Genomic DNA, 16,747 nt, shown 5'->3' with positions numbered 1-16,747 from the left:
TGATGATAATGGCAAAAGTATATTACGAAAACGATCTTTCTAACGATGTATTAAAGAATAAGAAGGTAGCGGTAGTAGGTTATGGTTCTCAAGGGCATGCTCATGCATTGAACCTAAAGGATAGCGGCTATGATGTTGTAGTTGGTGTGCGGGAGGGTCGTTCATTTGACGAAGCAGTTAAAGATGGATTTGAGGTATATCCTGTTCGGGAAGCGGCTAGGCTAGCGGAAGTCGTAATGGTTCTATTACCAGATGAAAGGCAACCTGAAGTTTACAAAAATGAAATTTTACCTGAACTGTCTCCGGGCAATGCACTCGTTTTTGCTCACGGGTTCAACGTTCACTATCACCAAGTGGTACCACCTCAAGATGTGGATGTATTCTTAGTTGCTCCTAAAGGTCCTGGTCATCTTGTTAGACGCACATTTGAATCAGGTGAAGGAGTTCCAGCGCTTTTCGCGGTATACCAAGATGCTACAGGCACTGCCCGTGAAACTGCACTTAGTTATGCTAAAGGTATTGGTTCTGCTAGAGCTGGAGTGCTCGAAACGACATTCCAAGAAGAAACGGAAACAGACCTTTTTGGTGAACAGGCCGTGTTGTGTGGTGGGTTATCTTCACTTGTCAAAGCAGGATTTGAAACACTAACAGAAGCTGGATATCAGCCAGAAGTTGCTTATTTTGAATGCTTACACGAATTGAAGTTGATCGTTGACCTCATGTACGAAGGTGGTCTAGAGGGGATGAGATATTCAATCTCAGATACTGCTCAGTGGGGAGATTTTCAATCAGGACCTCGCGTCATTGATGAAAGAGTAAAAGAATCAATGAAATCCGTTCTGAAAGATGTTCAATCCGGAGAGTTTGCTAAGGGTTGGATCTTAGAGAATCAAGCGAATCGACCTGTGTTCCATGTTGTGAACAATCAAGAGAAGAACCATCCTATTGAAAAAGTAGGGAGGGAACTTCGAGCAATGATGCCGTTCGTAAAATCAAAACAAAAAAAGGAGGCCGTTGCTAGTGCGAAAAATTGAGATCTTTGACACGACTTTGCGTGATGGAGAACAAACAGCAGGGGTCAATCTAAACACGGCAGAAAAAATCGAGATCGCCAAAAGACTAGAACTGCTAGGTGTGGATGTTATGGAAGCAGGCTTTCCTGCTGCATCCAAAGGCGATCTGGATGCCGTAAAAAAAGTAGCTTCTATTGTAAAGAATTCAACGGTTACTGCTTTGGCAAGATCGAACACCTCAGATATTGATTATGCATGGGAAGCTCTAAAAGATTCAGCTGAACCAAGGTTGCACGTTTTTCTGGCAACATCGCCCATTCATATGACATACAAGTTAAAGAAAACACCTGACCAAGTCGTTGAGACGGCGGTTGGTGCAGTCAAATATGCACGGCAAAAGTTCCCTGTCGTGCAATGGTCAGCAGAAGACGCATGTCGGTCAGATCTTGTATTTTTATCGCGTATTGTTGAGAAAGTAATCGATGCTGGTGCAACGGTCATTAACATACCGGATACAGTAGGATTTACGAATCCGGAGGAATACGGAAAGATCTTTCGTTATCTATTAAATAATGTTCCGAACATAGAGAAAGCTATTTTATCTGCTCACTGTCACGATGATTTAGGGATGGCTGTTGCCAATTCTTTATCGGCGATCGAGTATGGTGCGAATCAAGTGGAATGCACGATTAATGGGATTGGTGAAAGAGCAGGAAATGCTTCATTAGAAGAGATTGCAGTAGCATTAGCGATCCGTGAAGACTTTTATCAGGCAAGAAATGACCTTAAGTTAAATGAGATCAGCCGTACGAGTCAGCTTGTGAGCAGGCTGACGGGAATTGCTGTCCCACCGAATAAGGCTGTAGTTGGAAAGAATGCTTTTGCTCACGAGTCAGGAATCCATCAAGACGGTGTATTAAAAGAAAAATCAACATATGAGATCATCACACCTGAGCTTGTTGGTGTTCCTTCCAATCAACTCGTACTCGGAAAACACTCAGGGCGTCACGCGTTTAAAGATTATTTGCATAAATTAGGTTTTCATCCAGATGAGAACAAGGTTAAGGTTCTATTTGAAGATTTTAAACAACTTGCTGACAAGAAAAAAGAGATGACAGAAGAAGATATTTTCGCTCTACTCATCGATCATAAAATACAACCTGAAGTGCCGTTATATCAATTAAAAGATATTCAAGTAAACTATGGTACGAATCAGATTCCTACTGCAACGTTAAGAATGTTGACTCCAGACGGAAAACTGATTCAAGATGCTGCAACAGGTTCAGGTAGTGTCGAAGCGATCTACAATACACTTGGAAAAATGCTTCCTTCTTCAATCAAGCTGAATGATTATAGAATTCAATCAGTAGGAGCAGGGCGTGACGCTCTTGCTCAAGTATTTGTTCAGATCGTCAGTGATGGTCATGAGATAAACGGAAGCGGAACGGCGCAAGATGTTTTAGAAGCTTCAGCTAAAGCTTATGTTCACGCCTATAATAAGCTTCAGCTTCAAGATGAAAAGAAAAGTTATGAAGCGATGAGTATCTAAATTTAGGAGGGATGTTAGATGAAAAAGAGAATAGCAGTTTTGCCAGGAGACGGGATCGGTCCGGAAGTGATCAAGGGTGCTTTGCAAGTTTTAGATGGTGTAGCGACGCGGTTTGGTCATGAATTTGAGACGATTGAACAAGTATTTGGAGGTGCTGCTATTGACCAGGAAGGTAATCCTCTCCCTGATACCACACTAAAAGGTTGCCGTGACAGCGATGCTGTTCTGCTCGGAGCGGTTGGTGGTCCAAAATGGGATCAAGGGAGTGTTCGGCCAGAACAAGGGTTACTCGCTTTACGAAAAGCGATGAACGTGTATGCAAACGTAAGACCTGTTCACGTTTATCCTGGTCTTGAACATCTATCACCTCTTAAATCGAATAAGGTAAAAGGTGCTGACTTTGTATTTGTTCGCGAACTGACCGGTGGGATTTATTTTTCAGAGCCGAAAGAACGGAATGAGAAATGTGCGGTAGATACATTGTCATATACGCGAGAGGAAATAACGAGAATCGTTGAAAAGGCTTATGAGTTAGCTTCTTCTCGCAGAAGAAGAGTAACATCTGTTGATAAAGCGAACGTTCTTGAAACGAGCAAGTTGTGGAGAGAAGTCGTGGAGGATGTAGCTAAAAAGTATCCTACCGTTGAAACAGAACACTTGCTGGTAGATTATGCTGCCATGCGGATGATTAGTAATCCTACGAGCTTTGATGTGGTCGTTACTGAAAATATGTTCGGGGATATTCTGTCTGATGAAGCCTCTGTTCTTACAGGATCGTTAGGAATGATGCCTTCTGCTTCTCTTAGTGAAAACGGTCCTGGTCTATATGAGCCTATACATGGATCAGCACCTGATATCGCAGGAAGCGGGAAAGCAAATCCGATCGGTATGATCCTTAGTGTTGCGATGATGCTTCGTCATTCGTTTCAACTTGAGAAAGAAGCGGAGGCCGTTGAACTTGCTGTCTTCGAAACGCTGCAGGCAGGGTATCGAACACAAGATATCTTTGGAGAAAGCGGAACGCTAGTAACGACAAAAGAAATGGTCAATCAAATACATTTTAGAATGTTGGAAGATTCAACAAGTGCAACTCTTCTAGAGGTTTATGTGTAGGGAGGTAGATTTCTGTGAGTAAAACAATAATAGATAAACTTTGGGATAGCCATATTGTCGTAGAAGAGGAAAATAAACCAGACCTGCTCTACATTGATCTGCACCTCATTCATGAAGTGACATCACCTCAAGCATTTGCAGGTTTAAGAGAAAAAAATAGAACTGTCAGAAAGCCGGAGCTTTGCTTTGCCACGATGGATCATAATATCCCGACGGTCGACCGATTCAATATAAAAGACGAAACATCACGCTTGCAAGTGCAAACTCTTGAAAAAAACTGTGCGGAATTCGGTATTCAACTCGAGGGATTGAACTCTGAACTACAAGGGATTGTCCATGTTATAGGGCCAGAGCTGGGTCTGACGCTGCCTGGGAAAACAATTGTATGTGGAGATAGTCATACATCCACACACGGTGCATTCGGAGCGCTCTCTTTCGGAATTGGCACGAGCGAAGTTGAACATGTTCTTGCTACACAAACGTTGTGGCAGAACAAACCTAAACAGATGAACGTTAAGATTGAAGGAGAGTTAGGTTTTGGTGTTACAGTCAAAGACGTCATCTTATGGTTCATCGCGAAATATGGAACGAATGTCGGTACAGGTTATATCATTGAGTTTTCTGGTAGCACCGTTAGGAAATTTTCGATGGAAGAACGAATGACTCTTTGTAATATGTCTATTGAAGCTGGAGCAAAAGCATCGATCGTTTCTCCTGATGAAGTTACCTTTTCATATATTTCAGGTAAGCGCTATGCTCCAAAGAGTCAAGACTTTCTGGAAAGTTGTAAAAGATGGAGACAGCTTGCAAGTGATGAGAATGCTAGATTTGATCAAACGATTGAGATTGATGCTTCAGAGATCGAACCAATGGTCACGTGGGGAACGACTCCATCGATGTGCTTGCCGATCAGCGGAGTGATTCCTGTAGAGGAAAATTCTTCTTCTATAGAAGAGAAGCAATCGTTACGAAATGCACTCCATTACATGGGCTTCAAAGGAAATGAAAAAATAGAGCATATACCTGTGCAACACGTGTTTATTGGATCTTGTACAAATTCAAGACTTAGTGACCTACTTCAAGCTTCTAAAGTTGTTGAAGGTAGGAATGTACACCCCGAAGTCCGGGCGATCGTAGTTCCTGGATCACAAGCAGTAAAAAAAGAAGCGGAGAACCTTGGGCTTCATCAGATTTTTATAGATGCTGGATTCGAATGGCGTGAGTCGGGATGTTCGATGTGTTTAGGTATGAATGATGACGTTGTTCCCGAAGGAGAAAGATGTGCATCTACCTCAAATCGTAATTTTGCTGGGAGGCAAGGAAAGGGTGCGAGGACACACCTTGTCAGTCCAATCATGGCTGCAGCTGCAGCTTTAAATGGGAAATTCACCGATGTTCGTTCCATACTTCCTAAAAAAGAACAGGAGGTAGATCGTTATGCCGGGGTTTAGAACGCATCTAGGCAGTGCTGCAGTATTAGACAGAGATCATGTGGATACAGATCAGATCATTCCAAAGCAATTTTTGAAAAAAATTGATAAAGCAGGTTATGGAGAGTTTTTGTTCTTTGATTGGAGATATCATTCTAATGGACAAGAAAACGAAGACTTTGAACTTAACTCACCCGAAACAAAAGAAGCATCCATATTAGTTACCGGTAAAAATTTTGGTTGTGGTTCCTCCAGAGAACATGCACCTTGGGCCTTAAAAGATTATGGATTTCAAGTGATTATCGCTGAAAGCTTTGCTGATATCTTCTTTAACAATTGTGTGAAAAATGGTATCTTACCGATTCGACTCTCGAAAGCAGAGATTCGAAACTTACAGAGCGAAAGAGATGGAAACCTTGTACGAACGTTGAGAGTAGACCTTGAGCAACAACAGGTAGAAAACGAAACGGGAGAGGTATTCCGCTTTGAATTTGATCCGTACTGGAAAAAGATGCTTCTCAACGGATGGGACGAAATATCTGTAACTCTTCAACAGGAAGCATTCATAAAAAAATATGAAGATGAAAGGATTGTGAACTGACAATGGGGATTTAACAATCACAGCGGAACGTTTATTTCACGCATTGGAGGAAGTCTCAAAAATCGCCCACCGTACTCCGCTTAAACAATCCACAACGCTTAACAAATGGACCGGTGGAAACGTGTATATGAAGCTAGAGAACCTTCAGAAAACGGGTTCGTTTAAATTAAGAGGAGCTTATTACAAAGTTTCAACCCTAAACGAACTAGACTGCGCGAGGGGTGTGATCGCAGCATCAGCTGGCAACCATGCACAAGGATTGGCGCTTTCCTGTTCACTGCGTGGAATAAACTCTAAGATCTTCATGCCTGAAAATGCACCGCTTTCCAAGATAGACGCCGTAAAATCGTATGGAGCAGATATCGTTTTAGAAGGTGATAATTATCAGGCTGCATATGAAGCAGCAAAAAGGGAAGAAGAGAACAACGGAGGAGTCTTTGTTCACCCTTTTGATGATTACGATGTGATCGCTGGACAAAGTACCGTAGCTCTAGAGATGCTGCAACAAAAACCAGAACTAAAAACGATTGTTGTACCAGTAGGAGGCGGAGGGCTATTGGCTGGAATCGCTCTCGCCGTAAAGTCAATCAGACCAGATGTGCGAGTAGTTGGCGTGCAATCGGCGAATGCCAGTGCGGTATATCAAGCCTTCACAGGCGCTTCTAGAAAAACGTTAACTCGCTGTACATCGATCGCGGATGGAATCGCGGTTGTTAAGCCTGGAGAGATTACTGTTCCTGTGATTACAAAATATGTTGACGAAATGGTCACCGTGACGGAAGAGCAAATTGCATATGCGATGATGTTTATGCTTGAACGTGAGAAGGTGGTCGTAGAGGGTGCAGGCGCGGCTAGTTTGGCGGCAGTTATGTTTCACAGCCGTCTTGCTCTCGATCAAAAAGTTGGGCTCATCATCAGTGGCGGTAATGTAGACCCCGTTAAATGGTCATTATATAAAGGGATGGCTGATAAGGTGAACTTGAAAAGAATTAGTTAATAAAGAGGCTTGCTTAGAAGAGATATCTTTTGAGTAAGCCTTTTGGTTTGGTTATGCTTAACAAACTACTTACAAAAGCAACAAAGGGTACGATAAAAGCCGTTAATGAAGAAGTTTAGCATTTTCTCACTGCGTGTTAAAGTGGAATTCAGGTTTGTAACTTCTTAGTTATCTTGAGTTCACCTCGCGAAACTGCTATTCTTTAGTCAAATATTAATGGAAGCGGAGAGTTGTGATGACTAACGAAAAGAACAACAAAAACAATATCGTTCGGTTTCCTAACTTAAATGGACGTCTTTTAGAAAAAGGAATGGATTCTTTAAAAGGTAAAAAATACGATGAATCTTTATCCTGTTTTGAACAATTGCTTTATGCAGACCCAATGCATGCACAAGGTAATCTTGGGCTTGTTTTAAGTTTGGTTGAATTAGGTCGATTACATGAAGCAAAACAGAGATGTGATCGTATGCTTAAAGAAGGGATCGGCGAATATTATGATGTACTTCAAATCTACTTAAGCATATTAGTTCAGTTATCAGAATACATAACCGTTGTTTCAGTGATCGAAGCTGTTCTTGAAGAGCAGAAGATTCCTGCAGACAAAGCTGAAACGTTTTATCAGCTTCTACAGTTCAGTCGTAAAGTAATTGAGCAGGAAGGTGTTCCTGAAGTAAAGAAAGATCCTGAACTTCCAACAGCACCTCCAGCTAATCCTGACTTTCAAGTATTGAAAGAGATGCTTGCAAGCGATCAGGCAGACTCGCAGTGGATGGCTGTACAACAGTTGAAGCGGCTTGGTCCTGACATGATCGTACCGATGTTTGAGTCATTTTTAATAGATGAAAAAAAGCATCCGGCTGTTAAAAGCTTAATTCTGCAATATCTTAAAGAAAATCAAGTAGACAAAATCGTAAGGATAGAGAAATATGGACAATTCACTGAAGTTGACATCGCGAAGCTCACTGATTTAAATGATCATTTCTTTTATAAGGAAGTAAAATCTTTGATTAAAGACGAACTCGAACAAGAGAATCCATCACTGCTCGAGATCGCGCTTGCCGTTTGGAAGGATTATTCACTCGCGTTATATCCTTTCTCACCAACTCCAGAGAATAAGGTACTTTGGTTTGAGGCTGCTGTTATGGCAGCGAATATTCTATGTGGGATGGAAGAAGAAACGGATCAAGAAGATGAAGAATTACAAAGAGCAGTAAAGGTTCTCGTCGAATTGGAAAGATTTTATATGCAGACTTAATGAGAAAGTGATGTAACTTGTTGAAATACAGAACGTCTATGCTATAATGGAATGGTTGTAATCTATATGATAGTTATGGAAATACCGATGTTGGAGGGAACATTTAATGACTGCTAAATGGGAAAAGTTAGAAGGTAATCAAGGTGTCTTAACGGTAGAAGTTGAGGCAACTGAAGTAGATACAGCGCTTGATCAAGCGTTCAAAAAAGTTGTAAAGCAAGTTAACGTACCAGGATTCCGTAAAGGGAAAATGCCACGTAGACTTTTTGAACAACGTTTTGGAGTAGAGTCTCTTTACCAAGACGCTCTAGATATCCTATTGCCAAAAGCATACGGAGACGCTGTACAAGAAGCTGGTATCGAGCCAGTCGATCGTCCAGAAGTTGACATCGAAAAAATGGAACAAGGAAGCAACCTTGTTTTCACAGCTAAAGTAATCGTAAAACCAGAAGTTAAACTTGGTGATTACAAAGGTCTTGAAGTTGAAAAGACTGAAACTGAAGTTACAGATGAGGATGTTCAAAACGAACTTACTTCTTTACAAGAACAACAAGCTGAACTTGTTGTTAAAGAAGATGGAACAGTTGAGAATGGCGACACTGTAAACATCGATTTCGAAGGATTCGTTGATGGCGAAGCTTTCGAAGGTGGAAAAGCTGAAAACTATTCTCTTGAAATCGGATCTGGATCTTTCATCCCAGGTTTTGAAGAGCAATTAGTTGGTGAAAAAGCTGGTGCTGAAAAAGAAGTTAACGTAAACTTCCCTGAAGAATACCATGCTGAAGAACTAGCTGGTAAGCCTGCTGTTTTCAAAGTAAATATCCACGATATCAAAGCTAAACAACTTCCAGAGCTTAATGACGAGTTCGCTAAAGAAGCTGAAGGCGATGCTGAAACTCTAGAAGATCTTAAAAAAGAACTTCGCACAAAGCTTGAAGAGAGCAAAAAGCAAGAAGCTGAAAACAAAACTCGTGAAACAGTTATCGAAAAAGCTTCTGAGAATGCAGAAATCGATATCCCTGAAGCAATGGTAAACACAGAGCTTGACCGTATGGTTCAAGAATTTGGCCAACGTCTTCAAATGCAAGGTATGAACCTTGAGCTTTACTACCAGTTCTCTGGTACAAGCGAAGAAGCACTTCGTGAGCAAATGAAAGAAGATGCTGGGAAGCGTGTTCGTACTAACCTAGTACTTGAAGCGATCGTTGAAGCTGAAAACATCGAAGTTTCTGAAGAAGAAATCGATGCTGAACTTAGCAAGATGGCTGAAATGTACCAAATGGAAGTAGAACAAATCAAGCAAATGCTTGCTATGCAAGGTGGAAATGATGCAGTAGCAGCTGACTTGAAAGTACGTAAAGCAATTGATTTCCTTTTGGAAAACAGCAAGACTGCTTAATCATTAATTAAATAAGTTCATAAAACTTAAGCAAGGCGCGATCCTTATGTATCGTGCCTTGTTTTGCCATACATATTAAATTTCTATTAAAATACACATCCTATTTGAAAAATAGGTTTTAAATCTTACGGTATTGTTCATACTTATATAGAGCGTTACCATACATATTTATTAAGCGTTATTATTTCCGTTTTAATATGGAAGTGTGATACAATCCATTATAATCAACGGAATGCTTAAGTAGTAGAAAAGATAATCAGACTTTCCTTCAGAGCATATCTGAATTTTAGTCAAGCGTTTCATCCATATTCTCGTTTTAGGGGTGATATCATTGTTTAAGTTTAATGATGAAAAAGGGCAATTAAAATGTTCTTTCTGTGGTAAAACACAAGATCAAGTAAGAAAACTGGTTGCTGGACCAGGTGTATATATTTGTGATGAATGTATCGAACTCTGTACAGAAATCGTAGAAGAAGAATTAGGTACAGAAGAGGATGTAGAACTAAAAGAAGTACCAAAACCAGTAGAAATTCGTAAAATTCTTGACGAGTACGTAATCGGTCAAGGTCAGGCTAAGAAATCTCTTTCTGTAGCCGTTTACAATCATTACAAACGTATCAATTCAACTCAAAAATCAGATGAAGTAGAATTGGCGAAAAGTAATATCGCAATGATCGGACCAACAGGAAGTGGTAAGACACTACTTGCTCAAACGTTGGCTCGTATCTTAAACGTACCTTTTGCTATTGCCGATGCTACATCTTTAACAGAAGCTGGATATGTTGGTGAGGATGTAGAGAACATTCTACTCAAATTAATCCAGTCTGCTGACTACGATGTAGAAAAAGCAGAAAAGGGAATCATCTATATTGATGAAATCGATAAGATTGCACGTAAATCTGAAAATCCTTCTATCACAAGAGATGTTTCTGGTGAAGGCGTTCAGCAGGCTCTTCTTAAAATCCTTGAAGGTACAGTAGCTAGTGTACCGCCACAAGGAGGAAGAAAGCATCCTCACCAAGAGTTCATCCAAATTGACACTACAAACATTCTGTTCATTTGTGGTGGAGCCTTTGATGGTATCGAACAAATCATCAAACGCCGACTTGGTAAGAAAGTGATCGGTTTCAGTTCTGAAACGAAACAAGCTGATTTAAAAGCGGGAGAATACTTGTCTAAAGTTCTTCCTGAAGATTTACTTCGCTTTGGTTTAATTCCTGAATTTATCGGTCGTTTACCGGTTATTTCAAACTTAAACCCTCTTGATGAGGAAGCGTTGATTGAAATCTTAACAAAACCTAAAAACGCACTTGTAAAACAATATCAAAAGTTATTGGATATTGACGGTGTCGAGCTAGAATTTACCGATGAAGCTCTTCGAGAAATTTCTGCTCAAGCCATTGAACGTAAAACAGGTGCGCGTGGACTTCGTTCGATCATTGAAGGAGTTATGCTTGACGTAATGTTTGAGTTGCCTTCTCGTGAAGATGTTGTTAAATGTATCGTGACGAAAGAAACGATCTCTGATAAAGTACCACCAACTCTTGAGTTAGAAGACGGTACGGTTATTGAACAATCAAAAGAGACTCCAAAAGAGAGTGCTTAATTTTGAGACCAGCTTATGCTGGTCTTTTTTGTTGTTTAGGAAATTAAAAAAACTAGACCTGTGATAGTTGTTCGGTAAAATGTTCGTATCATTTTGGGGAGAAATTCAAATTCATTCGCGTATCTGGCTGGCAAGACGATATCATACCAATTCTGCTGGAAAAGGAAAAGCAGGGAGTGGATGTATTGGAGTCCGCGCTTTCTCATGCGCACATCGTTGATTCCTGCACAAGAACATCACTCGCTAGGCGCCTTCGTTTAGTGGTCGTCGATGATACGGAAGTCATCTTTGCAGGGATGGAAAGATAAAGCTGGCAAGCGTTGAAGGCGAAACCGCGGCCATTTATTAAAGTTTTTATTGAGTCCTTTTATGATGTGGTGGCACTGGCTAAAAACTGATGATGAATGATGAAGAGATTAAGAGCGTATTGATGAAGTTAAGTTATTAAAAAGATAGGGCTGACCCCAAAAAGCACTTCGCCTGATCTTTGGAGGATAAGCTCTATTTCATTTTATAGCCTGATTGCGTGTGAGCAAATCCCTATGAGTCAAAGTATGATCTCTATGGGTCGTAACTAGACACCTATGAGTCAAACGAAGACTTCTATGGGTCAAAAAGAGAGGTCTATGAGTCAAACCATAATCTATGGGTCAAATTCATAGATCTATGGGTCAAAATGGACACCCTTTGGGTCAAACAGCAATAAAAGTAAATGAAGCGGTGATATCCAATAGGATTAAAATCAGAATTTCTGATTTGTCATGTTCAATAATGTAAACAGATCTTCATTACATATTGTGACCTATGTGAAAATTGTCTTTTTAAAAGGTTGACCGTTTAGTTCACCACCTCCTCGGAGATACTATGATTATCACTACATAGGTACCGGGAGGAAAAACAATGAACTGGACTGGCATAGCATTACTTATTCAATTATTCTTTGGGATTGTTATCGGGCTATATTTTTGGAACTTGCTGCGTAACCAGCGTTCTCAAAAAGTAAGTGTGGATAAAGAATCGAGAAAAGAGATGGAGCAGCTTAGAAGAATGCGTTCGATCTCCCTATCAGAACCTCTGTCTGAACGTGTTCGACCTGGAAAGTTTGAAGATATCATCGGTCAAGAAGATGGAATAAAAGCGTTGAAAGCTGCTTTATGTGGACCGAATCCTCAGCATGTTATCGTTTACGGCCCTCCAGGAGTGGGGAAGACAGCAGCAGCACGATTAGTATTAGAAGAAGCGAAGCGAAATCAGTCATCTCCTTTTCGTTCTACAGCAGTTTTTGTAGAATTGGATGCTACGACTGCTCGTTTTGACGAGCGAGGCATTGCGGATCCATTGATTGGCTCTGTGCATGATCCGATCTACCAAGGTGCTGGAGCTATGGGACAGGCGGGAATTCCTCAGCCGAAGCAAGGGGCTGTTACGAATGCGCATGGCGGTGTTCTTTTTATAGATGAGATCGGTGAACTTCATCCTATACAAATGAACAAGTTACTCAAAGTTCTAGAGGATCGTAAGGTTTTTTTAGAAAGTGCTTATTATTCGGAAGAGAATGCGAACATACCTCATCATATTCATGATATCTTCCAAAATGGTCTGCCTGCAGATTTCCGAATGATTGGTGCTACTACTCGTATGCCGGAAGAAATACCTCCTGCAATTCGTTCTAGGTGTCTAGAAGTGTTCTTTAGAGAATTGCAGCCAGCTGAAATTGAACAGATCGCTAAAAGAGCAGCTGATAAGATTCAGTTAGGGATTGATGATGAATCATTATCATACATGGCCCAATATGCTAGAAACGGTCGAGAAGCAGTTAATATGATTCAAATTGCAGCAGGGTTAGCGATCACCGAACAACGAAAAAACATCACAAAGAGCGATGTAGAGTGGGTAACTCACTCGAGTAGAATGGCTCCAAGACCAGAAAGGAAAATTGGAGTCAAACCAAAGATTGGCTTAGTGAATGGTCTTGCTGTATATGGTCCAACAAGCGGAGCGTTGCTTGAGATTGAAACAACCGTACTTCCTGCAAAGAAACAAGGTTCCATAACGATAACAGGAATAGCAGAAGAAGAGAGTATTGGTAATCAATCGAAGTCTATTCGAAGAAAAAGTATGGCAAAAGGTTCAGTGGAGAACGTTATTACAGTACTTCGTTACATGGGAGTAGATGCATCCATGTATGATATCCACGTGAACTTTCCAGGTGGTGGCCCGGTAGACGGTCCATCAGCAGGTATAGCGATCGCATCTTCCATCTACTCAGCTATTCACAACATTAAAATAGATCATGAAATCGCAATGACAGGTGAGATCAGCATACATGGTAAAGTGAAACCAGTCGGTGGAGTGATGGCGAAGATACTAGCTGCGAAAGATGCAGGTGCAAAACGTGTTCTTATCCCGTTTGAGAATAACCAAAAGATTTTCGATACGATTGAAGACGTAGAGATCATTCCAGTAAAAAAACTTTCAGAAGTATTTCAACACGCATTTTTAGATGACGGTGAAGAGCAATCTATTCCTGCGTCTGCTGCCTTAAACTCCCCTCCTTCTTCTGTATAAGGAGAAGTAGGGAGTTTCTTTTTGTTCGGAAAATAGGATGATAAAAAATTTCTATCAGGCTAGGAGAACGTTTTATTAGGAGTTTTCTAACAATCCGAAGCTTACATTAGACAAAGTTAAGCATTATCGGTAGAATTGTACAAAGACTAAGCATATAATTAATGATTACATAGCAGTTTTCGGAGGTGTTTTTAATGGGGGAAAAACGAGTTCTTCCGCTCCTCCCTCTTCGCGGATTGTTGGTCTATCCAACAATGGTACTTCATTTAGATGTAGGAAGAGAAAAATCTATTCAAGCACTTGAAAAAGTGATGCTTGATGATCAGATGATCTTTCTATCTACTCAAAAAGAAGTTTCTATTGAAGATCCAGCACAAGAGGAAATTTATCATGTAGGAACGTTGTCAAAAGTAAATCAGATGCTCAAACTGCCTAATGGCACGATTAGAGTACTTGTCGAAGGTATTAAACGCGGAGAAATTACTTCGTTCACGGACGAGAAGACCCATGTAGAAGTAGAAGTTGAACTAACAGATGATATTGAAGTGAAAGAAGCCGAAACGGAAGCTCTTATGAGAGCTGTTCTGGCTCAATTCGAACAATACATAAACCTATCGAAAAAAGTAACGCCTGAAACCCTTGCCTCAGTTCAAGATATTACCGAACCTGGACGCTTGGCTGATGTTATTTCTTCACATCTTTCTTTAAAGATCAAAGAAAAGCAAAAAATCCTAGAGATCTTTGATGTGAAAGAAAGACTTGAACACTTACTGGACCTTTTAAACAATGAAAAAGAAGTGCTAGGTCTAGAAAAGAAAATCGGTCAACGCGTTAAAAAGGCGATGGAAAAAACGCAAAAAGAATATTATTTGCGTGAACAGATGAAAGCGATCCAAAAAGAGCTAGGTGATAAAGAAGGCAAAGTTGGGGAAGTGAGTACGCTCAAAGAACGTATCGAATCTTCTGATATGCCTGAGACGGTCATGGAACTTGCAAAAAAAGAACTTGACCGCTATGAAAAGATGCCTAATTCTTCAGCTGAGAGCTCTGTTATCAGAACATATATCGAGTGGCTTGTTAATCTACCTTGGAAACAAGAGACGATTGATAATTTGGATATTCCACATGCGGAAACAGTTCTTAATGAAGATCATTATGGTCTTGAAAAAGTGAAGGATAGAGTCTTAGAATATCTTGCTGTTCAGAAGCTGACAAATTCACTAAAAGGGCCGATCCTTTGTTTAGTTGGACCTCCAGGGGTTGGTAAGACATCGTTAGCAAGGTCGATCGCACGTGCAATCGGCAGGAATTTTGTAAGAATTTCTCTTGGCGGTGTAAGAGACGAAGCTGAGATTAGAGGGCATCGAAGAACATATGTTGGTGCGATGCCAGGCCGATTGATTCAAGGTATGAAGAAAGCGGGAACGATCAATCCTGTGTTCTTGCTTGATGAGATCGATAAGATGTCGAGTGATTTTAGAGGAGATCCTTCCTCTGCGATGCTCGAAGTGCTGGATCCTGAACAGAATAGTACCTTCAGCGATCATTATATCGAAGAGCCGTACGATCTATCTAAAGTCATGTTCGTTACGACAGCAAACTCGCTTTCAACAATTCCAGGTCCGTTATTAGATAGAATGGAAGTTATTTCGATCGCTGGTTATACAGAGGTTGAAAAGCTGCATATTTCTAAAAATCACTTGATTCCAAAACAGTTGAAAGAACATGGATTAAAGAAAAGCCAGATTCAGTTCAAGGATGATTCTATTCTAAAGCTGGTTCGTAATTATACACGTGAAGCGGGTGTGCGTAATCTTGAACGGCAAATTGCAGGATTATGCAGAAAAGCAGCGAAGCAAATTGTATCATCTGAAAAGAAAAAGGTTGTACTTTCTGCTAAAAACCTTGAAGATTATCTTGGTAAACCCCGTTTCCGATATGGTCAAGCAGAACTTGAAGACCAAATTGGTGCAGCGACGGGATTAGCTTATACGACAGCAGGCGGAGATACTCTCTCCATCGAGGTAGCACTATCACCTGGTAAGGGCAAACTGATCTTAACGGGTAAGTTAGGTGATGTTATGAAAGAATCTGCTCAAGCTGCGTTAAGCTACGTTCGCACGAAAGTGGAAGAGCTGGGAATCGACCATGATTTCTATGAAAAAACAGATATTCATATACATGTTCCTGAAGGAGCAACACCAAAGGATGGTCCTTCGGCAGGAATAACCATTGCTACAGCGTTAGTATCAGCACTAACCAAAAAGCCAGTTAGAAAAGATGTGGGGATGACCGGGGAGATTACGCTCAGAGGACGTGTGTTGCCTATTGGTGGTTTGAAAGAAAAATCATTAAGTGCGCATCGAGCAGGAATCAAAACCATCATCCTTCCGAAAGAAAACGAGAAAGACATTGAAGATATTCCACAATCGGTTAAAGAGGGATTATCTTTTATAACCGTATCTCATTTAGATGAGGTATTAAAAGTTGCATTAGCAGGTGATAGAAAGTGAAAGTAAATACAGCGGAAATCGTAATATCGGCAGTCGGACCAAAACAATATCCGGAAGGCAATCTTCCGGAGATTGCTTTGGCAGGACGCTCGAATGTAGGGAAATCGTCTTTTATTAATAAGATGATTCACAGAAAAAATTTAGCACGTACGTCTTCAAAACCTGGGAAAACTCAGACGTTAAACTTTTATATCCTAAATGAAAGTTTTTATTTTGTAGATGTACCTGGCTATGGTTTTGCTAAAGTGTCAAAAACAGAAAGAGAAGCTTGGGGCAAGATGATCGAGCAGTATCTCGTTGAACGCGATCAGTTAAAAGCAGTTGTTCAACTTGTTGACCTTAGACATGCTCCATCAAAAGATGATGTTTTAATGTACGATTGGTTAAAATATCATGAGCTTCCTGTTATTGTAGTCGCTACGAAAAGTGACAAGATCCCAAAAGGAAAATGGGATAAGCATAAAAAAGTAGTCAAGGAAACATTAAACATGGACAAGAGCGATAAGATCGTACTCTTCTCATCTGAAACCGGACAAGGAAAAGATGAAGCGTGGGGCGTACTGAATTCTTATCTATCTAAATAATGACTGTTATAAAATTTTAGCATGACGCCTCTTTGCTAATAGATTATAGTTTTAGGTTTTTAAATCTTTTTATTTACTTCTTTGATTGTTGATTGGAGTGGAAGGTGCGAGACTCCTGC

Annotated in this window: 12 protein-coding genes; all 12 read left to right on the top strand. The window is 40.5% G+C overall.

The features are described from left to right. The first annotated feature begins 8 nt into the window (after positions 1–8). The 12 genes from ilvC to yihA all read left to right on the top strand — a co-directional run bounded on the left by ilvC (position 9) and on the right by yihA (position 16,628). Positions 9–1,034, top strand: a complete 1,026-nt coding sequence (gene ilvC / locus IHV12_RS00385; protein WP_197131416.1) for a ketol-acid reductoisomerase — start codon at positions 9–11, stop codon at positions 1,032–1,034. After that, a complete protein-coding gene (locus tag IHV12_RS00380; RefSeq protein ID WP_197189540.1) occupies positions 1,021–2,562 on the top strand; it encodes a 2-isopropylmalate synthase in 1,542 nt (513 codons plus the stop codon). The genes ilvC and IHV12_RS00380 overlap by 14 nt, the downstream gene beginning before the upstream one ends. An 18-nt stretch (positions 2,563–2,580) precedes the next feature. Then, a complete protein-coding gene (gene leuB, locus IHV12_RS00375; RefSeq protein WP_197189539.1) occupies positions 2,581–3,675 on the top strand; it encodes a 3-isopropylmalate dehydrogenase in 1,095 nt (364 codons plus the stop codon). A gap of 14 nt (positions 3,676–3,689) precedes the next feature. Next, positions 3,690–5,126 (top strand): 3-isopropylmalate dehydratase large subunit, encoded by a 1,437-nt coding sequence (leuC, locus tag IHV12_RS00370; protein ID WP_197189538.1) that lies wholly within the window; start codon positions 3,690–3,692, stop codon positions 5,124–5,126. Further along, positions 5,113–5,706: a 3-isopropylmalate dehydratase small subunit gene (gene leuD / locus IHV12_RS00365; RefSeq protein ID WP_197189537.1), complete on the top strand. Its 594-nt coding sequence runs from the start codon at positions 5,113–5,115 to the stop codon at positions 5,704–5,706. Before leuC ends, leuD begins: the two co-directional genes overlap by 14 nt. Before the next feature lie 43 nt (positions 5,707–5,749). Next, complete coding sequence (ilvA, locus tag IHV12_RS00360) at positions 5,750–6,703, top strand: threonine ammonia-lyase (RefSeq protein WP_197189536.1); 954 nt, start codon at positions 5,750–5,752, stop codon at positions 6,701–6,703. Positions 6,704–6,938: 235 nt separating this feature from the next. Continuing rightward, a complete protein-coding gene (locus IHV12_RS00355; protein WP_197189535.1) occupies positions 6,939–7,958 on the top strand; it encodes a hypothetical protein in 1,020 nt (339 codons plus the stop codon). 106 nt (positions 7,959–8,064) lie between these two features. Then, positions 8,065–9,357 (top strand): trigger factor, encoded by a 1,293-nt coding sequence (gene tig / locus IHV12_RS00350; protein WP_197189534.1) that lies wholly within the window; start codon positions 8,065–8,067, stop codon positions 9,355–9,357. A gap of 331 nt (positions 9,358–9,688) precedes the next feature. Next, a complete protein-coding gene (clpX, locus tag IHV12_RS00345; RefSeq protein ID WP_191751861.1) occupies positions 9,689–10,963 on the top strand; it encodes an ATP-dependent protease ATP-binding subunit ClpX in 1,275 nt (424 codons plus the stop codon). A 900-nt stretch (positions 10,964–11,863) separates the two neighbouring features. Then, complete coding sequence (lonB, locus tag IHV12_RS00340; RefSeq protein WP_197131389.1) at positions 11,864–13,531, top strand: ATP-dependent protease LonB; 1,668 nt, start codon at positions 11,864–11,866, stop codon at positions 13,529–13,531. Positions 13,532–13,725: 194 nt separating this feature from the next. Continuing rightward, complete coding sequence (gene lon, locus IHV12_RS00335) at positions 13,726–16,044, top strand: endopeptidase La (protein WP_197189533.1); 2,319 nt, start codon at positions 13,726–13,728, stop codon at positions 16,042–16,044. After that, positions 16,041–16,628, top strand: a complete 588-nt coding sequence (gene yihA / locus IHV12_RS00330; RefSeq protein ID WP_197131383.1) for a ribosome biogenesis GTP-binding protein YihA/YsxC — start codon at positions 16,041–16,043, stop codon at positions 16,626–16,628. Before lon ends, yihA begins: the two co-directional genes overlap by 4 nt. Positions 16,629–16,747: the final 119 nt, after the last annotated feature.

The sequence above is a fragment of the Fictibacillus sp. 7GRE50 genome (assembly GCF_015903875.1).
Lineage (GTDB): Bacteria > Bacillota > Bacilli > Bacillales > Fictibacillaceae > Fictibacillus > Fictibacillus phosphorivorans.
Note: the sequence above shows the minus strand (reverse complement) of the source record. Positions and strands in the feature narration are given on the sequence as shown.